Source organism: Streptomyces sp. Ru71, assembly GCF_002920535.1.
GTDB lineage: Bacteria > Actinomycetota > Actinomycetes > Streptomycetales > Streptomycetaceae > Streptomyces.
Window position 1 is genome coordinate 17438 of the sequence record NZ_PQSS01000055.1, and the last position, 19984, is coordinate 37421.

The 19984-nt window shown below is 73.3% G+C and carries 17 protein-coding genes; 6 read left to right on the forward strand and 11 right to left on the reverse strand.

All coding sequences use genetic code 11. The features are described from left to right. Positions 1-121 precede the first annotated feature (121 nt). Positions 122-970, reverse strand: coding sequence for a sirohydrochlorin chelatase (locus C3489_RS26730; protein ID WP_103784629.1), 849 nt, complete (start codon positions 968-970; stop codon positions 122-124). A gap of 161 nt (positions 971-1131) precedes the next feature. On the opposite strand from C3489_RS26730, the gene C3489_RS26735 reads away from it, so the two are divergent. Beyond that, positions 1132-1803, forward strand: coding sequence for a vancomycin high temperature exclusion protein (locus C3489_RS26735; RefSeq protein ID WP_103784630.1), 672 nt, complete (start codon positions 1132-1134; stop codon positions 1801-1803). A gap of 103 nt (positions 1804-1906) precedes the next feature. Further along, positions 1907-4108, forward strand: coding sequence for a molybdopterin oxidoreductase family protein (locus C3489_RS26740; protein ID WP_103784631.1), 2202 nt, complete (start codon positions 1907-1909; stop codon positions 4106-4108). Here the strand turns inward: C3489_RS26740 and C3489_RS26745 are convergent. After that, on the reverse strand, positions 4095-4526 hold the full coding sequence (locus C3489_RS26745; protein WP_103784632.1) for a gamma-glutamylcyclotransferase family protein: 432 nt from the start codon (positions 4524-4526) through the stop codon (positions 4095-4097). The two genes, C3489_RS26740 and C3489_RS26745, sit on opposite strands and share 14 nt — an antisense overlap. Positions 4527-4655: 129 nt before the next feature. Here C3489_RS26745 and C3489_RS26750 point away from each other — a divergent pair, with 129 nt between their 5' ends. From C3489_RS26750 to griH, 4 genes are all read left to right on the forward strand, one after another. Continuing rightward, a complete protein-coding gene (locus C3489_RS26750) occupies positions 4656-6332 on the forward strand; it encodes a M4 family metallopeptidase (RefSeq protein WP_103784633.1) in 1677 nt (558 codons plus the stop codon). A 226-nt stretch (positions 6333-6558) separates the two neighbouring features. Continuing rightward, a complete protein-coding gene (locus C3489_RS26755) occupies positions 6559-7845 on the forward strand; it encodes an aspartate kinase (protein WP_103784634.1) in 1287 nt (428 codons plus the stop codon). Between the two features lie 52 nt (positions 7846-7897). Beyond that, positions 7898-8734 carry a 2-amino-3,7-dideoxy-D-threo-hept-6-ulosonate synthase gene (locus C3489_RS26760; protein WP_103784635.1) on the forward strand — a complete coding sequence of 279 codons (837 nt, stop codon included), beginning with the start codon at positions 7898-7900 and terminating at the stop codon, positions 8732-8734. A 73-nt stretch (positions 8735-8807) separates the two neighbouring features. Then, the gene (gene griH, locus C3489_RS26765; RefSeq protein ID WP_103784636.1) at positions 8808-9914 is read left to right on the forward strand and encodes a 3-amino-4-hydroxybenzoic acid synthase; all 1107 of its coding nucleotides are present in this window, start codon (positions 8808-8810) and stop codon (positions 9912-9914) included. A 62-nt stretch (positions 9915-9976) separates the two neighbouring features. Here the strand turns inward: griH and C3489_RS26770 are convergent, their stop codons facing one another. The 9 genes from C3489_RS26770 to C3489_RS26810 all read right to left on the reverse strand — a co-directional run bounded on the left by C3489_RS26770 (position 9977) and on the right by C3489_RS26810 (position 19774). Continuing rightward, positions 9977-11323, reverse strand: coding sequence for an MFS transporter (locus C3489_RS26770; RefSeq protein ID WP_103784637.1), 1347 nt, complete (start codon positions 11321-11323; stop codon positions 9977-9979). A gap of 90 nt (positions 11324-11413) precedes the next feature. Next, positions 11414-12334: a grixazone synthase gene (gene griF, locus C3489_RS26775; RefSeq protein ID WP_103784638.1), complete on the reverse strand. Its 921-nt coding sequence runs from the start codon at positions 12332-12334 to the stop codon at positions 11414-11416. Positions 12335-12375: 41 nt separating this feature from the next. Beyond that, the gene (locus C3489_RS26780; protein ID WP_103784639.1) at positions 12376-12768 is read right to left on the reverse strand and encodes a tyrosinase family oxidase copper chaperone; all 393 of its coding nucleotides are present in this window, start codon (positions 12766-12768) and stop codon (positions 12376-12378) included. A gap of 46 nt (positions 12769-12814) precedes the next feature. Next, positions 12815-14179 carry an aldehyde dehydrogenase family protein gene (locus tag C3489_RS26785; protein WP_103784640.1) on the reverse strand — a complete coding sequence of 455 codons (1365 nt, stop codon included), beginning with the start codon at positions 14177-14179 and terminating at the stop codon, positions 12815-12817. Next, positions 14179-15243, reverse strand: a complete 1065-nt coding sequence (locus tag C3489_RS26790) for an AMP-binding protein (RefSeq protein WP_103784641.1) — start codon at positions 15241-15243, stop codon at positions 14179-14181. The genes C3489_RS26785 and C3489_RS26790 overlap by 1 nt, the downstream gene beginning before the upstream one ends. Before the next feature lie 103 nt (positions 15244-15346). After that, positions 15347-16699 carry an MFS transporter gene (locus tag C3489_RS26795; RefSeq protein WP_103784642.1) on the reverse strand — a complete coding sequence of 451 codons (1353 nt, stop codon included), beginning with the start codon at positions 16697-16699 and terminating at the stop codon, positions 15347-15349. A gap of 44 nt (positions 16700-16743) precedes the next feature. Continuing rightward, positions 16744-18120, reverse strand: coding sequence for an FAD-binding oxidoreductase (locus tag C3489_RS26800; protein ID WP_258054954.1), 1377 nt, complete (start codon positions 18118-18120; stop codon positions 16744-16746). 147 nt (positions 18121-18267) lie between these two features. Then, positions 18268-19134, reverse strand: a complete 867-nt coding sequence (locus C3489_RS26805) for an AfsR/SARP family transcriptional regulator (RefSeq protein ID WP_103784644.1) — start codon at positions 19132-19134, stop codon at positions 18268-18270. A gap of 19 nt (positions 19135-19153) precedes the next feature. Further along, a complete protein-coding gene (locus C3489_RS26810; RefSeq protein WP_103784645.1) occupies positions 19154-19774 on the reverse strand; it encodes an NAD(P)-binding domain-containing protein in 621 nt (206 codons plus the stop codon). Between the last annotated feature and the right edge of the window lie 210 nt (positions 19775-19984).

Sequence of the window (19984 nt, forward strand, 5' to 3'; positions counted from 1 at the left end):
GGGGTGTGACAAACGTGCGCCTACGCGTCTGCCGAGTTCTGTTTTCGTGCGAGTACAGGTGGTCTGTGGCTGGTCGCGCCCACGCGGCGGAGCCGCATGTCGATACAGCCCCGCGCCCCTTTCAGGCGGCGGTCGTCACCGGCATCGACAATGCCTGGTCGTATCTGCTCAGCACCAGACGCGCCATCGCCGGGTGGGCTCCCAGGGGGGCCGTCGCTATCCACGGTGTGGCCTTCGCGCACTCCGTTGCGAAGCGGCCCGGGGCCGTGAAGCAGGACGCCACGGCGATGCGGTGGCGGCCTCGTGCCGTCAGGGCTCTGATCGCCGTCTCCACCGTCGGGGTCGCCGCCGAGGCGTACGCCGGGACGACCGGGACGCCGAGGCGGTCGGCGAGGAGGCTCGCCGTGCGGCGGGTGCCGGCCGTCGAGTCGGGGTCGCGCGAGCCGGCCGAGGCCAGGACGACGCCGCCGGTGCGGCGGTCGGCGTCGGTCATACGGGTCGGCCAGCCGGCCTCGGTGAGGCGGGCGTGCAGGGCTTCCACCAGGAGGGGGTGCGGGCCCAGCGGGTCGGCCAGGCGGGCGCGTACCGGGGAGGCGGCCGCCAGCTCGGGGATGTCCTGCTTGACGTGGTAGCCGCGGCTGAGCAGCAGCGGCACCAGGACCGCCTCGGTGTCGCCGAGGGCGGCGAGGGTGTCGGGCAGCAGCGGGGCGTTGAGCTCGATGTGGCCGAGATGCACCGGCAGGTCCGGGCGCAGTTCGCGGACGCGTTCCAGCAGGGCGCGCACGGTGGTCAGGGCACGCGGGTCGCGGCTGCCGTGGGCCACGGCGACCAGGGCGGGCGGGGCGGGGCGGCGTCGGCCGTCGGGACGGACGAGGCGGAGCCGGCTGGCGAGCTGGGTGCCGATCGCGTTCATCAGGTGCGCCGTACTGTCGAGGTGGGCTTCGTCGCGGGGAGGGTTCGACGCCGTCATGGAAGGATCCTGCCGGTGTGAGGTTGCGTCTCCGTTGCGTGACCGTGACGGCTGTCTTTTCCTGGGGCTCACCTCGGGCCCGTGCGCGGTGTGAGCGAACCGGATCGTGTGGTGGCGCGTCCTGATGGATCGGGACCGATCAGGAGGGGGCCGCGGAAACGATGCGCCGATGGAGACTGCCCCGCACGCGTACCGGACAGCGCCGGCTGGTGCAGGCGGTGATGGCCGCTTGTGTGCTGGCGCTGCTGCCGGCGACCTGGATGTACGCCGTCACGGGCGACCGGCTGCGCAGTGCGGCCGACGTGCCGCACACCGAGGTCGCCGTCGTGTTCGGGGCGGGCCTGTGGGACGGCGAGCCGTCGCCGTACCTGGCGCACCGGCTGGACGCGGCGGCCGAGCTGTACCGGGCCGGGCGGATCGAGGTCGTGCTGGTGACCGGGGACAACAGCCGCGCGGACTACGACGAGCCGGACGCCATGCGGACGTATCTGCGCAAGCACGGGGTGCCGACGGAGCGGATCGTCAGCGACTACGCCGGCTTCGACACCTGGGACTCCTGTGTGCGGGCCAAGAAGATCTTCGGCGTGGACCGGGCGGTGCTGATCAGCCAGGGCTTCCACATCCGGCGGGCGGTCGCGCTGTGCCAGGCGGCGGGGATCACGTCGTACGGCGTCGGGGTGGCCGAGTGGCACGACGTGACCTGGTACTACGGCGGGACCCGGGAGGTCTTCGCGGCCGGCAAGGCGGCGCTGGACGCCCTCTTCCGGCCCGATCCGCGCTTCCTCGGGCCGAAGGAGCCGGGCGTGGCGCGGGCACTGGCGAGCCGGCGCTGACCGGCACCTCACGGCGGGGCCGGCCGGGCGGGGAGGTCGCCGTCCCGGCCGTGTAACACCAGGCCGTGCGGGCCCGTAACACGGCCGACGCAGGCTGAGGGGCATGCAGAACTCCGTGACGCCCACGCACTGCCCGTACTGCGCCCTGCAGTGCGGGATGAATCTCACGCCCGCGCCCGACGGGAGCGTGGAGGTGACGGAGCGCGCGGACTTCCCGGTGAACCGGGGGGCGCTGTGCGGGAAGGGGCGCACCGCTCCGGAGGTGCTGTCGTCCCGGGTGCGCCTGACCTCGCCGCTGGTGCGCTCCGACGAGGGCACGCTGGTGCCCGCCTCCTGGGAGGACGCGCTGGACCGGATCGCCGGGGCGCTCAGCGCGGTGCGCGCCGAGCACGGTCCGGACGGGGTCGGTGTGTTCGGCGGGGGCGGCCTGACCAACGAGAAGGCGTACACGCTCGGCAAGTTCGCCCGGGTGGTCCTCGGGACGTCCCAGATCGACTACAACGGGCGCTTTTGCATGTCGTCCGCCGCCGGGGCCGGGATCAAGGCGTTCGGGCTGGACCGGGGGCTGCCGTTCCCGCTGGAGGACATCCCGAGGACCGGCTGTGTGATCCTCGTCGGCTCCAATCCGGCGGAGACCATGCCGCCGTCGCTGCGCTACTTCAACGAGCTGAGGGAGAACGGCGGGAAGCTGATCGTCGTCGACCCGCGGCGCACCAGGACCGCCGAGCAGGCCGATCTGCACCTGGCGCCCCGGCCGGGCACCGATCTGGCGCTGGCGCTGGGCATGCTGCACCTGGTCGTCGCCGAGGGCCGGGTCGACGAGGAGTACGTGCGGCGGCGCACCGCCGGCTGGGAGCAGGCCCGCGCGGTGGCCATGGCGCACTGGCCGGAGTACGTGGAGCGGATCACGGGGGTGTCCGTTCCCGAACTGCGCGAGGCGGTGCGGATGTTCTGCGAGCCCGAGGCCGCGATGGTGCTCACCGCGCGCGGTCCCGAGCAGCAGTCCAAGGGCACGGACACCGTGGGCGCGTGGATCAACCTGTGCCTGGCGACCGGGCGGGCGGGACGGCCGCTGTCCGGGTACGGCTGTCTGACCGGGCAGGGCAACGGGCAGGGCGGGCGCGAACACGGGCAGAAGGCCGACCAGTTGCCCGGATACCGCAAGCTGGACGACCCGGCGGCGCGGCGCCATGTGGCCGAGGTGTGGGGGGTGGACCCGGACTCGCTGCCGGGGCCGGGGCGCAGCGCCTACGAGCTGCTGGACGCCCTCGGCACGGACATCCGCGCGCTGCTGCTGATGGGGTCCAACCCGGTGGTGTCGGCGCCGCGCGCCGCGCACATCGAGGAGCGGATCAGGTCGCTGGACTTCCTCGCGGTGTGCGACGTGGTGCTGTCGGAGACGGCGGCCCTCGCGGACGTCGTGCTGCCGGTGACGCAGTGGGCGGAGGAGACCGGCACGACGACGAACCTGGAGGGCAGGGTGCTGCTGCGCCGGCAGGCGCTCACGCCGCCCGAGGGGGTGCGCAGCGACCTGTACGTGCTGCACGAGCTGGCCGCCCGCTTCGGTGTGGAGAAGGGCTTCCCGGTGGACCCGGAGGAGGTCTTCGAGGAGCTGCGCCGGGCGAGCGCGGGCGGGCCCGCCGACTACTCCGGGATCACCTACCGGCGGCTGGCGGAGGAGAACGGCGTGTTCTGGCCGTGCCCGGCGCCGGACGAGGCCGGATCCGACCTGGCGGAGGGGGAGGACGCCGTGCTCGACGCCCCGCCGGCGGACGACCCGGCCGGTGAGGCGCCGGCGGGCCTGATCACGGCCCCGGCCGTACATCCGGGCACGCCCCGGCTGTTCCTCGACCGGTTCGCGACGCCGGACGGCCGGGCCCGGTTCGTGCCGGTGCCGCACCGCCCCTCGGCGGAGGAGCCGGACGAGGAGTACCCGGTGCTGCTGACCACGGGCCGGGTGGTCTCGCAGTACCAGTCGGGCGCGCAGACGCGCCGGGTGGAGGAGCTGAACAACGCGGCGCCCGGACCGTTCGTGGAGCTGCACCCGCGTCTGGCGGCCCGGCTGGGCGCGGCGGAGGGCGACCCGGTGGCCGTGGTCTCGCGGCGCGGCCGGGCGGTGGCACCGGCCCGGATCACCACCGCGATCCGCCCGGACACGGTGTTCATGCCGTTCCACTGGCCCGGTGCGGGCCGCGCCAACACCCTGACCAACCCGGCCCTGGACCCGACGTCGCGGATGCCGGAGTTCAAGGTGTGCGCGGTGCGGCTGGAGGCGGTCGCCTCCGGCCGGGTCACCGGCGACTGAGCCAGTCCCCGCCCTCGATGGGCCTGCCCCGCGCCCGCAGTCGTGCCGCGACCGCGGGCGCGGCGACGTACACCCAGGCGCGCACCGGGGTGCCGTCGGACTCCCGTACGGCCCGCCGTTGGACGCGCTCGTAGAGGTTGCGCGGGTCGCCGGGGACGTAGTCCTCCAACCGGTCGAGCTCCGCGAGCAGTTCGCCGTACGCCTCCGGCCGCGCGGTGACCAGCGCGCCACTGGCCACCGAGCCGCTGTCCTCGACGCCGTAGGGATAGCCGGGCCCCTCGTACAGGCGCAGACCGGTCATTGTCGCCGGCTCCTCGTGCGCCGTGCGGCCGCGCAGGAACACGTCGTGGTTGGGCTCGCCGGGGCGCAGGGTGCCGTAGACGAAGAACGGGAGTCGCGGCGGGGTCGGGGGCGTCACAGAAACGATTCTCACTCCTCACACACCTCCCCGTACGCGCTATGGACATGACATGTCGGGGCGCTTTTAAATCTGGGTCAACATCCGCGCCGCCCCCACGCGCCCCAGGGCGCCTCCCCGAGGAGACCGATGAGTCGGATACGGCAGCACGACCCGCAGTCCCGCACCCACCGCAGCTCCCGCACCGCCCGCCTCGCCGCCGCAGGCGTCGCCGCGACCACCGCGGCCCTGCTCGCCGCCACCCTGTCCCCCGCCGCGCAGGCGGCCGACAGACCGAGCCGGGCCACCGCGATCGCCAACGCCACGGACGTCCTGCGCTCCCACGCCACCGCGCTGGACCTGACCGACGCCGCCGTGCGCACGAGCGTGCGCGACGTGATCGTCGACAAGGACGGCACCCAGCACGTGCGCTACGACCGCACCTACCGCGGACTGCCGGTGCTGGGCGGCGACTTCGTGGTCCACCTCGCCCCCGACGGCGCCTACCGCAGTGCCTCCCGGGCCACGCGGTCCCCCGTGTCGCTGCCCAGCGTCACCCCGCGGGTCAGCGGTCCCAAGGCCGCCGACCTGGCCGCCAACGCGCTGCGCGCGGTGAACCTCGGCGAGACCCTGCGCAAGCTGACCGCCAAGCCCGAACTGGTCGTCGACGCCCTGCACGGCACGCCGAAGCTGGCCTGGCGCACCAACGCCGTCGCCCAGGACGCCCAGGGCAACCCGGTGGCCCGCACGGTCCTCACCGACGCCACCAGCGGCGCCCAGATCGACGCCTGGGACACCCTGGAGCACGCCACCGGCGACGGCAAGTCCCTCTACAGCGGCACCGTCGCGCTGGAGACGACCCAGTCCGGCTCGTCGTACCAGCTGAAGGACCCCACCCGCGGCAACACCTACACCGGTGACGCGGCCAACAAGACCGACCTGTGCTTCCTCGGCATCTGCTTCAGCCGGGCGCCGGCAACCGTGTTCACGGACGCCGACAACCACTGGGGCAGCGGCACCACCGCCGACCGCGCCTCGGCCGCCGTCGACGCCCAGTACGGAACGAACGAGACGTGGGACTACTACAAGAACGTCCACGGCCGCAACGGCATCGCCGGCGACGGCAAGGGCTCGTACAACCGCGTCCACTACGGCAGCAACTACAACAACGCCTTCTGGGACGACAGTTGCTTCTGCATGACCTACGGCGACGGTGACGGCACGACGTTCGGCCCGCTGGTCGCCCTCGACGTCGCCGGGCACGAGATGACGCACGGCGTCACCTCCAAGACCGCCGCGCTGACCTACTCCGGCGAGTCCGGCGGGCTCAACGAGGCCACCTCCGACATCCTCGGCACGATGGTGGAGTGGTACGCCAACAACTCCTCCGACCAGGGCGACTACCTCATCGGCGAGAAGATCGTGAAGCCCGGCTTCGGCAAGGCCGCCCTGCGCTTCATGGACAAGCCGTCCAAGGACGGGAGTTCGGCGGACTACTGGAGTTCCTCGGTCGGGAACCTGGACGTGCACTACTCCTCCGGCGTCGCCAACCACTTCGCCTACCTGCTCGCCGAGGGCAGCGGCGCCAAGACCATCAACGGCGTCAGCTACGACTCGCCGACGGCCAACGGCTCCACGGTCACCGGCATCGGACGGGACAAGGTCGGCAAGATCTGGTACCGGGCGCTGACGGTCTACATGACCTCCTCGACGAACTACGCGGGCGCGCGTGCGGCGACCCTGAACGCCGCGAAGGACCTCTACGGCGCGGGCAGCGCCGAGTACAACGCGGTGGCGGCGGCGTGGAGCGCCGTCAACGTGAACTGACCCACCCGACATCCGACTCAGCGACGGCCGCCCCTCACCGGGGCGGCCGTTTCGCGTTCCCGGCCGGCTTCCGCCCTGGTCCGCCGCCCCCGATACGGGGCCGATGCACTCCCGGTGCGCCTGCGGAGCGGCTGCGATACCGCGGTCCGGTTGGCTCGTACCCGTAAGCCAGTTCAGCGACGCACCTCTTCCAGGCACATCCCACTTCTCGACGAACGGGGGCGCGATGAAGACGCCGGGGGCCGGGCCCACGACCGGCACCGTGGTGCAGAAGTACGGCGGCAGTTCGCTGGCCACGCCCGAACACCTGCACAAGGTCGCACAGCGCGTCGCCGCGACCGCCGGCTCCGGCCGGCGGGTGGCCGTGGTCGTCTCGGCACAGGGCAAGACCACCGACCGACTGCTCGGCGCGGCCCACGAGATCAACCCGCACCCCGCCGGACGGGAGCTGGACCTGCTGCTCGCCACCGGCGAGACCGCCTCCGCGTCGCTGACGGCCATGGCCCTGCAGCGGCTCGGCGTCGCCGCGACCGCGCTGAGCGGGGCGCACACGGGCATCCTGGGCACCGGGCCGCACGGCGCCGGGGTCGTGGCCGCGGTCGACACCGAGCGCGTCGAAGGGCTCCTGGCGGCCGGGCACGTGGTGGTGATCGCCGGCTTCCAGGCGGTCGGCGCGGACGGCGAGCTCGTCACCCTCGGCCGGGGCGGCTCCGACACCACGGCCGTGGCCGTCGCCGCCGAACTCGGCGCCGGCCACTGCGAGATCTACACCGACGTGCCCGGGGTGCTGACCGCGGACCCGCGTCTGGTGCCGGGCGCCCGGCTGCTGCCCGAGCTGGACATGGACGTCATGGCCGAGATGGCCTTCGCCGGCGCCAAGGTCATGCACTCGCGCGCGGTGGAGCTGGCCGCCCTGTGCGGCATCGACATCCACGTGGGGCACGCGGCCGGCCGGGACATCGGCACCCGAATCCATGCCAACGACGGAGAGAGCATGCTGGAGACCAGGACCGCCGTCGTGGCGGTCGTGCACGATCAGAACGTCGCGCAGGTCACCGTGCGCACCGGCCGGGCCCTGGAGAACCCCGCGCGGGAGATCTTCCGCGCCCTGGACCGGCAGGCCGTGCCGGCCGACATGACGACCGTGGTCGCCGAGACGGGCGGCGGGCACGCGGTCACGCTGACGGTCCCGCACACCCGGGTCGAGGCCGTGCGCCGCTCGCTCGCCGAGCACGCGGGCGGCTCGGCCGGCGCGGTGACCGTGGACGAGTCCGTGGCCACCGTGTCGATCGTCGGCAAGGGCCTGCTCAGCCGCCCCCGGTACGCGGCACGCATGCTCGACGCGCTCACCGGCCGCGGCATCCACGCCGGTTCGCTGACGGCCTCGCAGTCCCGTGTGTCGGTCACCGTGCCGCAGGGCGAGGTGGGCCAGGCCGTACGCCTGCTGCACACGGAGTTCGGTCTCGACGCGCCGCAGGACAGCGGCTCGCCGGTGCTGGCCGTCCGCCCCTGACCGCGTCCCTCTGCCGGCCCCGGGCGGCACCGACGACACCACAGGAGTACCCATGACCACCCTGACCGCGCCCGACGTCCATCTGCCCTTCGCCCGCAGGCTGCGGCTGAACCGGCTGCACCACCACACGCCGGGCCGCCTGCTGATCGTCCCCCTCGACCACTCCGTCACCGACGGCCCCGTCACCGGCGGCAGCCGGCTGGGCTCGCTGGTGGGCGAGCTGGCCTCGCACCACGTCGACGCGGTGGTGCTGCACAAGGGCTCGGTACGGCTGGTGGACCCCGAGTGGTTCACCCGTACCTCGCTGATCGTGCACCTGAGCGCCAGCACCGTGCACGCGCCCGACCCCGACACCAAGTACCTGGTCGCCAGCGTCGAGGAGAGCCTGCGCTGGGGCGCCGACGCGGTCAGCGTGCATGTGAACCTGGGCTCCGGCGAGGAGGCCCGCCAGGTCGCCGACCTCGCCGCGGTCGCCGACGCCTGCGACCGCTGGAACGTCCCGCTGATGGCGATGATGTACCCGCGCGGCCCCCGGATCGACAATCCGCGCGACCCCGCGCTGGTCGCCCACGCCGTCCAGCTCGCCGCCGACCTCGGCGCCGACGTCGTCAAGACCCTCTACGTCGGTGACGTGGAGGCGATGCGGGACGTCACCCGGACCGCACCCGTCCCGGTCGTCGTGGTCGGCGGGCCGCGCACCGACGACGAGAGCGCCACCCTCGCCTACGTCGCGGACGCCATGAGCGGCGGCGCGGCCGGCGTCGCGATGGGCCGCAACGTGTTCCAGGCCCCGGACCCCGGGGCGATGGCCGACAAACTCTCCGACCTCATCCACAACGGGTCCACGGCCGGGCAGGCATCGCCGGCCAAAGGAGCCGTGCCCGCCTGAGCAGCGCCCGGGCACCTCGCACCACGTTCGCGACCGCTCCTCCAGTGACACACAGGAAACGAGGCATACGTCCATGAAGATCAGCTGGCTCGACATCCGTTCGCTCGGCGAGGCCCGGGACGCGATCGTCCAGGAGGCCCTGCACCACCGGGTGGAGGCGATCGTCGCCGACGACGTGGCGGACCTGAAGGACCTGCCGCCCACTGTCACGAAGGTGCTGCTCCCGCTGGGCAAGCCGCTGCCGGAGGACTTCGGCGAGGCCACGGTCGTCGTCGTCGACCCGGCCGCGCACGGGGTCACGCCCGCCGAGCTGGCGCTGCGTCACCCCGAGCTGGAGTTCGGGCGGTTCGTGGAGATCGTCGACGCGCCGACGCTGGAGGACGCCTGCGAGTCGGCGCGCACCGAGAAGTGGAGCGTGCTGCTCTTCCGCGACCCGACGAAGATCCCCCTGGAGATCGTGATCGCCGCGGCGGCGCGGGCCAAGGGCTCGCTCATCACGGTCGCCCAGGACGTCGAGGAGGCGGAGATCATCTTCGGGGTGCTGGAACACGGCTCGGACGGCGTGATGATGGCGCCCAAGGCCGTCGGCGACACCGCCGCGCTCAAGCGGGCCGCCGAGGCGGACGTGCCGAACCTCGCCCTGGTCGAGCTGCGCGTCGTGAAGACGACGCACATCGGGATGGGTGAGCGGGCCTGCGTGGACACCTGCACGCACTTCCGCGAGGACGAGGGCATCCTCGTCGGCTCGCACTCCAAGGGCATGATCCTGTGCGTCAGCGAGACCCACCCGCTGCCGTACATGCCGACCCGCCCCTTCCGGGTCAACGCCGGCGCGATCCACTCGTACACGCTGGGCAAGGACGAGCGCACCAACTACCTCAGCGAGCTGACGGCGGGCAGCAAGGTGACCGCCGTGGACGTCAAGGGCAACACCCGGCTGGTGACGGTGGGCCGGGTGAAGATCGAGTCCCGCCCGCTGATCTCCATCGACGCGGAGGCCCCGAACGGGCAGCGGGTCAACCTGATCCTGCAGGACGACTGGCACGTGCGGGTGCTGGGCCCGGGCGGCGCGGTGCTCAACAGCACCGAACTCAAGCCCGGTGACACGGTGCTGGGCTACCTGCCGAGCGAGGACCGCCACGTCGGGTACCCGATCAACGAGTTCTGCCTGGAGAAGTAGCCCCGTCCTTCCCCCGGCACCCGGCCGTGCCGCCCTGCGACGGGCGGCACGGCCGTCGCGTGTCAGCGGCCCGGTTCCCGCGCCGGCTGAGGGGGCGCGGCCGGCTGCCGCGGACCGGCCGCACCGGCCCGCAGCAGCCGCGGAGCCAGCAGGACGGCCGTCGCACCCACCGCGCCGGCCAGCGCGAACAGCGGAAAGCCCCAGTGCTCCTGGTGACGGCTGATCAGATGGCCGCCGAGCCAGGGGCTGACCACCGCACCCACCCGGCCCACACCGGCGACCCAGCCGAGCCCCGGCGCGCGCAGGGACGGCGGATACAGCCGGCCGGCCGCCGCGTAGACCATCGTCGAGGCGCTGTAGAGCCAGATCCCGGCGAGGGTGATGACGACGTACGTGACCGCCACCGGCAGATGGACGGCGAGCAGGAGCAGCACGCCGGCCGTCAGCAGGAACCAGATCCCGGACACCCGGACCGGGCCGAAGCGCTCGGCGACCGTGCCCGCGATCAGCATGCCGACGACGCCCCCGGCGTTGAGGGCCATCAGCATCCCCACCGACGAGGTCACCCCGTACCCGGAGGACCGCATCAGCTGCGGCAGCCAGGTGCTGACCCCGTACACCAGCATCAGCCCGCAGCCCGAGCCGAGCCACAGCAGCGCCGTCGACCAGCGGCGGCCCGGTGCGACCAGCCGGCCCACCGCGCGCAGCCGCCCGCCGGCCCCCTCGGCCTCCTCGGCGCGCTCGGCGGCGGCCGGCACGCCGTGGCGCCGGGCCACCGCCTCGGCCTGTGCCGTGCGCCCCTTGAGCCGCAGCACGGCCGGCGACTCCGGCAGCAGGAACAGCAGCAGCGGGGCGGCGACGACGGCGGGCAGCACGCCGGCGCCGAACGCCCACCGCCAGCCGTGGTCCGGGATCACCGCCAGGCCCAGCCCGGTCGCGGCCATGCCGCCCGCGTGATAGCCGGACATCAGCACACCGGTGGCCAGAGCGGCCCGACCGGCTGGGGCGAACTCGGTGACCAGCGCGATACAGACCGGGATCAGCCCGCCGAGACCGAGGCCGGTCACCAGGCGCCCGGCGGCGAACACCGGGACGGAAGGGGCCAGGGCGCACACACCGGAACCGGCCGAGAAGGCCAGCACACAGCCGACCAGCACGGGCCGGCGGCCGAGCCCGTCGGTGAGGCTGCCGCAGCCCAGCGCGCCGAGCAGCATCCCGAAGGTGGTCCAGCTGCCGATGGTGCCGGCCGTCGCCGCGCCCAGGCCGAAGTGCGCGTCGTCGAGCAGATACGGCAGCGCGGCGCCGTAGACCATGACGTCGAAGCCGTCGAAGAAGACCGCCGTCCAGCACAGCGCGAGCACGGCCGCGGTGGCCGCGGGGAACGTCCGGGGGGTCGTGGAGAGGGACATGGTGAGCCTTCGGTGTCCGAAGCGGAAACGGCGGCGCCGGACCTCGGGCCGTGTGGGGCTGTTCCGAGGTCCGGCGCCGCCGGAGGGGAGCTACTTGTCGTAGCGGTACCACTTGGTGTGGTCGATGAGGTCCGCCGGCGTCATGGTGTGCCAGGGGCCGAGCGGGGTGTGCAGCGAGGGCACGTCCTCGGTGTCCTCGATCGGCAGGTAGTGCGGCACGTGCGGGTGCCGCTGCTGCCACAGCGACCAGCACCGGTCGATCATGCAGTGGTTGAGGAAGAACACCGGGTCGTTCGGGGAGCCGATGTACATCATGTGGCCGCCCACCCAGACGTGCCCGGCCGCGTGCAGCTTGCCCGCCTTCTCCTCCCAGGGGAACTTGGTGTAGCCCTCCAGGTGGTTGCGGAAGCTGTTGTACGGCGCCTCGCTGCCCGAGGTGTGGTTGAACGGCGCGCTGTCGTAGACGGTCAGGTTCAGGGTGTCGTCCAGCTCCTTGGGCGTGGGGAGCTTGTCCGTCAGGGTGCCCATGTCGCGGACCAGGTAGTCGCGGTCGTCCTGGGTGTAGTGGCCGTTGAGGGCGGGGTTCTCGTCACCCACCGGCACGACGCTGACGTTGAGGACCCAGCCGTTGTCCCGGGCGAACGCGCCGGTCATCACCCGCCGGTCGCCGGGCCGGCCGTTGCCGCCCATGAACTCCTCGTCCCACAGCGGGGAGTCCTCGCCGTGGTCGATGCTCCAGTCCCAGTACGGCAGGGTGACCCGCGGGTCGACCTTCTGCAGTTCGCGTTCGAAGCGCAGCAGGTACTGCCGGTGCCAGGGCAGGAAGCCGGGGTTGATGTGGCCGAGCCGCTTGCCGGTCTCCTTGTCGAGGTAGTCCGTGGAGTTGACCCGTATGTGCAGGGCCACGAACCGGTCGTAGATCCCTCTGCGCTTGATCTCCTTGACGGCGTGGATGAAGCGGCGCTTCTCCTCGCGGGTCATGTCCAGATGGTTCTTGCGGATGTGCGCCATGGCGGGGTGTCCGTTCGTCCTTGATGAGGTCGCGGGGCGTGTCAGGCGTCGACGACGGTGATGTGGGAGCCGTGCGGCGAGGGCAGCAGGGCCGCTCCGCGCAGCTCCTCGACGGCCCGGCGCGCGGCGTGCAGCGGGGTGGGCGCCATCTCGTAGTGGCACATGGAGCTGAGGTAGGCGTGCTCGCCGAACTTCATCAGGTGCAGCGGACGCCCGTCGATGGTGACGCCGCCGCCCTCGGAGGCGGGCGCGACGCGGATGGTGCGGCCCTGGTAGCGCTCGGTGTGGCCGGTGTCGGCGGCGCCGGCGGCCGCGGCGGCCGGCTCCTGTGCGGTGTCGCCCGCGGCGCCGGTGGCGAACGGGACCGCTCCGGCGGCGGCGACGAAGGCCGCGCCCGCGGTGAGTTTGACGACGTCGCGCCGGTCCATGGACATGTGCGTGCCTCTTTCGTGAGTGACGGGGAAATCGGTCGCGGTTGCCTCAGCCGGCGACCACGACGCCCTTGGGCTCCAGCAGGAACTGGGTGTAGTTGTCGTCGTGCGGGATGCCCGGCACGGCCGTCCACGGCAGCACGGTGCCGCGCGTCACCTTGCGCACGCTGGGCTCGCGCACCGCCGCGTCCAGCAGGTCCTCGCGGTCGGTGAGCAGGTTGAGGACGAGGGAGTCGCGCAGCGGTGCCGTGCCGTCGGCCTCGGTCCAGGGCGCGACGACGACGAACGGGAAGGGCAGTTCGACACCGACGGCCGGATGGTCGGCGCGGTCGGCGGACAGCACCAGCGGGCGCAGCAGGCAGGAACCGTCGGGCAGCTCCACCACCGGTCCGGCGCCGTCGTGGCGGGCGCTGTGGTCGGTCAGGCCGGCCGGCAGCGCCGCGATCTGCCCGCGGATGCGCTCGGCCCGCTCCCGGTCGGTGACCAGCAGGGTGGCGCCCTCGTCGGTGGCGGACACCGACGGCAGGGCGGCGAGGTGCCGGGCGAGCCGGTCGGCGACGTCGGGCGCGGGCCGGGTGGTGAGCACCGCGGAGAGGTTGGTGCAGCGGGTGCCGCCGTCGAACGCGGCGGACAGCGCCAGATGGGCGACGACCGTGTCGTCCGGGTCGGTGTCCAGCAGGGCCTTGGTGCGGCCGGGCCCGCGCACCGCGACCGACTCCGCGCCGCGCCAGCGCCGCACCGCGCTGTCCCCGCCGTAGACGATGCCCCGGTCGGCCTCGCTCAGCAGGAACTCGCCGGTGCGGTGGGAGCAGGGCAGATACGCGGCCTTGTGGGCGGGCAGGCCCGCCGCGAGCAGGGCGCGCAGCAGCCGCAGCGGGGTGAACGGGTCGCGGCTGCCGGGCCGTACGACGACGCTGTAGCCGTGGTAGAGGGCCTGCGCCCAGGTGACGTTGGGCACCGGGTGGTTGCTGGCCATGACGGCGGCGAACACCCGGCCGCGGGGCACCCAGCGGGTCTCGTAGCCCTCGCCGAAGCCGGTGCCGGGCAGTTCGGCGGCGGTGGTCTCGGGCAGTTCGCACAGCTCGGCGGTCAGGTCGCGGATCGCCTGCCGCAGGGCGGCCCTGGTCAGACCGGTGGCGTGGGCGGTGTGCCGGAGGTAGTCCTCGGGGCTCTCGCCGTCCAGGTCGGCCGCGGCGAACAGCTCGGCGGCACGCTCGAAGACATGGGCGCCGGGCGGGCGGCCGTCGGCGTGCCGGCGCAGCTCGCCGAGTGCCGCGACCGCCATCAGCTGGGGCGCGGTGCCGATGTCGGCGAGGTCGCCGCCGCGCACGCTGGGCAGCGGGGCGCGGTCGGAGCTGGGCTGGGTGCGGCCGCAGACGAACGGGTCGACGGTGAGCAGGGCGGCGGTGGCCATCAGTAGACCCCCTCGATGACGCGGACGTCGTCGACGCTGCGGTAGGTCTGCACATCGGCCAGCCCGTCCACGGGTGAGCCGTCGGCCGCGGCGACGCGGATCGCGCTGTCCCGCTCCAGCACGTTGGGCAGGAACATCTCCTCGCTCACCAGGTGCAGCCGCACCCGGCCGCGCTCCCCCGGCGCCACCAGCGCGCCGTCGTCGTCGACGAGTTGGAGCCGGGTGGTGTCCGGGTAGGGCTCGAAGACGCAGCGGTGGGTGTCGTCCGGCCGGGGCGGGCGCTGCGGGGCGACGCCCATGAGGCTGTTGCCGTAGATGCCGACGACCGCGGCCTCGGGGAAGAACACCTCGTCGAGCTGGCGCAGGTTCTCGGCGCTGATGGAGGTGCCCGCCCAGATGATCGCCCGCACACCGCGGCGCACCGCCTCGTACAGCTTCGGCCGGGCGCAGATGGCCTCCAGCAGCGGCGGGGTGGTGCTCAGCACGGTCACCGGCTGGCTGCTCAGGACGGTCTCGGCCTGGTCCAGGACGTGCTGGACGTACTCGTCGGTGTCCGCCTGGCGGCCCTGGCCCAGCAGCCGCTTGACCCAGCGCGGGTCGAGGTCGACGGTGTAGAACAGGCCGCGGCCCAGGGCGGCGTACCCGGCGACGTCGAAGCCGATGACGTGCGGTCCGCTGGGGCCCAGGTGAAGCCAGTTGCCGCGCTCGGGCACGCCGGCGTCGATGAGGCGCTGCCGGGCCCATTCGAGCATCACGGAGCGGTAGCCGCTGTCGACGATGCGCTTGGGCGAGCCGGTGGTGCCGCCGGAGTCGTACACCCGGAAGGCGTGGCCGGACAGGCCCCGGGGGATCAGGTCCTCGGCGGGCACGGTGCGCAGCTCGGCGCTGACGTCGGGGAAGTGGGCCAGGTCGGCGAGGCCCCGCACGTCGGTGACCGGGTCGAAGCCCAGCGTGGGCCGTTTGGCGAGCCAGAACGCGGAGCCGGTGTCCGCCCCGAAGTGCCAGGCCATGGCGGTGCGTATGTGCTGGTCGAATGCGGAGTCGGTACGGGTGGCTGTGGTCATGGCAGCGATGCGCTCCTCGACATGGAAAGGCGCCGACCCGCTCATCCTTCGGTCGGCGCCTATCGCTGCTGTATCGCTGTTGTTTCGCGGGGTCGTGACGTGCTCAGTCGGCCTTCCTGCCGAGGGTGAGCGCGGCCAGGGCGCCCACGAGCGGGAAGACGGCGACCAGGGCGAGGACGTCGGTGAGGTCGAGCGACTTCACCAGCGCGCCGGCGGTGGCGCTGCCGACGCCGCCGCCGACGAAGAAGCTGAGGTTGAGCAGGCCCATCGCGCCGCCGCGCAGGGCGGGTTCGACGCGGGCGGACATCAGGGCGGTGGTGATGACCTGGGTGACGGCGAACGCGGCGAAGCCCAGGGAGGCGCCGACGACCGGGGGCGCCGGGTTGCCGGTGGCGGCGGTCAGGGCGACCACGGCGGCCATGGCGAAGGCGATGCCGCTGAGCAGCAGCCGGCCGCCGCGGCCCCCGGCGACCCGTCCGGCGACCCGGGAGAGGACCGCGCCGAAGGCGGCGCCGGGCAGCAGCCAGGAGCCGACGGCCAGCACGCTCCAGCCGTGCTCGCGGACCAGGATCTGCGGTACGGCGTACATGGCGGCGAACAGACCGGCGTAGACGCCGACGCCGGTGAGCGCGGCCCGCAGGAAAGTCGCGTCCGTGACGAGCACGCGCGGCACGAACGACACCGGGTTGGTGCGGACCCGGGCGGTCAGCGCGGCGGCGGACACCAGCAGGGCGACGGCCAGGGCGATCACCACGGGGGCGGTCAGGCCGAGCGCGTAGGACTGGATCAGCACCAGGAACGACATCGCAGCCACCGTGAGCAGGACCGCGCCGGGCAGGTCCAGCGTGCGGCCGCTGCCGCGCCTGAGCGAGGCGGGGCGCAGGCACAGGGGAACGGCGAGCAGGGACAGGGCGGGCAGGACGAGGGTGACGCGCCAGGTCACCCACTCGGTGAACACGCCGCCGGCGAGGGTGGCGCTGGCCGAGAACACGGCCATGGTGGCGCCGAACCCGCCGAGCACCTTGGGCCGGTCGGCCGGGTCGGCGGCGGCGGACAGCGCCAGCGCGCCGGAGGTCATGGCGCCGGAGCCGGAGGCGAGCACGAACCGGCCGACGACCAGGGTGCCGATGTTCGGGGCGAGCAGGCACACGACGGTGCCCAGGGCGAGGACCAGCGAGCCGAGCAGCAGGGAGGTGCGCAGGCCCCGGGAGTCGGCGAGCCGGCCGAACAGCGCGGTGCCGACGCCGAGGGCGAGGGCGTGCGCGGTGAGCACCCAGGCGGCGGCGGACGGGGTGGCGTGCAGGGAGGCGGCCACGTCGGGCAGGGCGACGCCCGCCGCGGTGACGCCGAAGACGGCGGGGCCGAACAGGGCCCCGTAGCGCAGTCCGGCGGAGCGGGCGCTGAGGACGAGCGGGGGCGGGCCGGCCGTGGTGGTCACGGCCTGTTCAGTGGTCATGGGTTTCCTCACAGGAGAGCGGAAGAGTCAGGGGTGAGGGGGGATCAGGGCAGCTCGGGTCGCAGGGCGATGCCGCGGCGGAAGAGGTTCTTCGGGTCGTAGGCGTCCTTCGCGCGGCACAGCCGGGCGTACGTCTGCGGGTCGTAGCAGTCGGCGGCGGTGTCCGCGGCGTCCGGCCCGGCGAGGAAGTTCAGGTAGCGCCGGCCGGTGCCCCAGGGCGCGAGCGGGCGAAGGACGCGGTCGGCGCGGCCGGGCAGCGACAGGGTGGACAGGGTGAAGGCGCCGTCCCGGTTGCCGACGGCGTTGGGCACGGCGGGCGGCCGGGCCAGGGCGCCGCCCAGGTGGCGCAGTTCCACCATCGGGTCGGTGCAGTCGGCGTCCGGCCCGGCCACGGTGAGCAGGGCGTCCAGGGCGGCGTCGTCCAGGTCGCGCAGCACGATGTTGCGCTCGTGGTAGGGCAGGGGCTCGGTGGGGTCCTGGTGGATGTCCGCGACGGAGGCGTACGGCATCTCGCCGACGGTGTCGCACAGCGTGGTGCCGGCCGCGCGCAGCGGCCGGACCAGTGCCTCGCCCTCGTCGGCCGGGCCGGTGGAGGCGATGCGGACGTGGACGGCCAGTGCTCCGCTCGGATGGCCGGGCACGCCGGGAAGCTCGGGCAGCCGCAGCAGGGCCACGGAGGACGTCATGGACTCGGGCACCTCCCGTGTCCAGTCCCGCCAGGCGCGCAGCACGGCGGGTGCCTGGTCGCCGGGGAAGTACAGGCCGCCGCCGTAGAGGCGGGCCACCGGCATCAGGCGGAACTCCAGGGAGGTGACGATGCCGAAGTTGCCCTTGCCGCCGCGCACGGCCCAGAACAGCTCGCCGTCCTGCTGCGGGGTGACCGTGCGGTGTTCGGCGTCGGCGGTGACGATCCGGAAGGAGGTGACGTGGTCGGCGGCGTAGCCGTACTGCCGGCCGAGCGGGCCGAGGCCGCCGCCCAGGGTGTAGCCGACGACGCCGACCAGCGGGGAGGAGCCGTTGAGCGGGGCCAGGCCGTGCCGGGCGGCGGCCGCGATGACCTGATGCCACTGGGCGCCGGCCTCGACGCGGGCGGTGCGGGCCGCGGGGTCGACGCGGACGGCGTTCATCCGGCGGGTGCCGATGAGCAGGGCCCGTTCGTCGGGGGCAGCGATGCCGTGCCCGGTGGCCTGTACGCCGACCGGCAGGCCCAGCGCGTCGGCGAACCGGACGGCGGCGCTGACGTCCTCCTCGCGGGCCGCCGCGACCAGTACGGCGGGACGGTGGCGGGCGATCAGGTTGAAGCCGGCGAGCTCGGCCTCGTAGCCGGGGTCGTCCGGGAGCAGTACCTCGCCCTTGAGCTGGCCGGCGAGGCCGTCCAGGGCGCTGTCCTCGACGGGTGAGTGCTGCGGCAAGCGTGCCACGGGCGGTCCCTTCCTGTGCGTGCGGCCAGTCGCGCCGCGTTGACGACACAGGCGAGTGTTCCGGCCGCCCGGTGCGGCCCCCATCCCCTTCCGGCGAGGGAGTTCACGACGCGGCGCCCCCTCATTCGAGGGGGCGCCGACGGTGGTTCAGCCCCCGTAGGAGGCGGTGGGCCGGCTCGCGAGGTCGTCCGGGCAGAAGGGGAACGCGCCGCTCCCGCCGCTGCGGTCGGCCGCGCCGCCGAGGATGAACCGCTCCAGTGCCTGGAGCCGTTCCCCGGGCTCGATGGCGAGTTCCTCGCGGAAGCGCCGGTGGGTGTCCCGGTACAGCGCCAGCGCGTCGGCCGTACGGCCGGAGCGGTACAGGGCGATCATCAGCTGGGCGACGAGCGTCTCCCGGAACGGGTGCTCGGTGACGTTGTGGGTCAGCTCCCCGAGGATGCCGCGGTGGCCGCCGAGCTGTAACTCCAGCTCGAAGCAATCCTCCAGGGCGGAGTGGTAGTCCTCGTGGTACTTCAGGGACACCGCGTCCAGCAGGGCGCTGCCCAGTCCCGCGCCGAGCGGGCCGCGCCACAGGGCCAGCGCGTCCCGGTAGAGCAGCGCCGCGGCCGTGCCGGGCGAGCGGTGGGCCTCGGCGCGGGCCTGGGCGAGCGTCCGGGTGAACCGGATCAGGTCGACGTCGTCCTCGCTGACCCGCAGTTGGTAGCCCGTGCGGTGCGTCTCGATGACGGCGGGCACGTCACCGGCGCAGAACTGCCGTCGCAGGGACGACACACAGATCCTTATCTGGCTGCGTGCGGTCACCGGCGGCGCGTCGTCCCATATCCCGCGGATCAGGCGCTCGACGTCGACCACCCGATTGCTTTCCAGGAGCAGCATGATCAGAAGAATGCGCTGCCGGTTTCCACTGAGCTTCACTTCCCCCTTGGCGCCGTGCACGACAAGAGGCCCGAGTACCTGAAATGTGGGCCGCCTACTCAAGATCTCCCCCATGATCTTCGTCGGCGGCGTGGTCATTCGCCGCCTGTTCAACAGCTCACCAGCTGGGCAGGAACTTTAGCCCCCATCCTTCAACCGCTGCCAACTGGTGACTGATTTCACTGCCCAGACGCACCATTTCGTCGAGCAATCGCGCGCGGTCCAGGCCGCCCGCGTCCAGCGCCCGCAAACCGGAGCGATTCGCCAGCTCGATCACCCGTACTTTGGCGTTCTCGTCGTCGGACGCCACGAAGACATCGACGGGTTGCTCGTCGATGTCCCCGCGGAAGATCGACTCGGCGTCGCCCGCCGCGCACGCACGCACCCATCTGGCCTGGGGGTACGCGGTGACCAGGTCGCGCATCCGCCCGTCGAGCGGAGACCGGCCCGGCGGCGCGGTGACATCGACGAGGATCTTCCCGTCCGGTTCTTCACTCAACATTTGCAGAAAGCACACAGACTCATGACGGTTCAGCGCGAGGATCACGAATTCTGGCCGAAACGCCACAGTCGGTGACGTGGCGACGACGCCGCCGGGCGCACCCGCGGCGGCCTCCACGGCCACCTCCCGGGCCCGGCCCTCCGCGGGGTCGGCCAGCAGGACGTGCGCGCCCGCGAGTGCCGCGCGGCGTGCCATCGCCCTGCCCATGTCGCCGGCCCCGATGATTCCCACCTTCATATCTCGCTCGACTCCTCGTCACGGACCTGCGGCCCCCCACCTCGTCCCCTCGTCGAGGCCGCTGCGGGCCGGGGGCGCGGGACGCCGGGCCGGACCGCCACCGCAGATGCTGGCGCCGCCGGACCGCGGCCGCATCCCCGCATTCGCGGGGTTCCGGGCCGGTGCGCCCGTGCCGCCAAGCGGCCGGCCGCACCCCCCCCTCAAACGTGG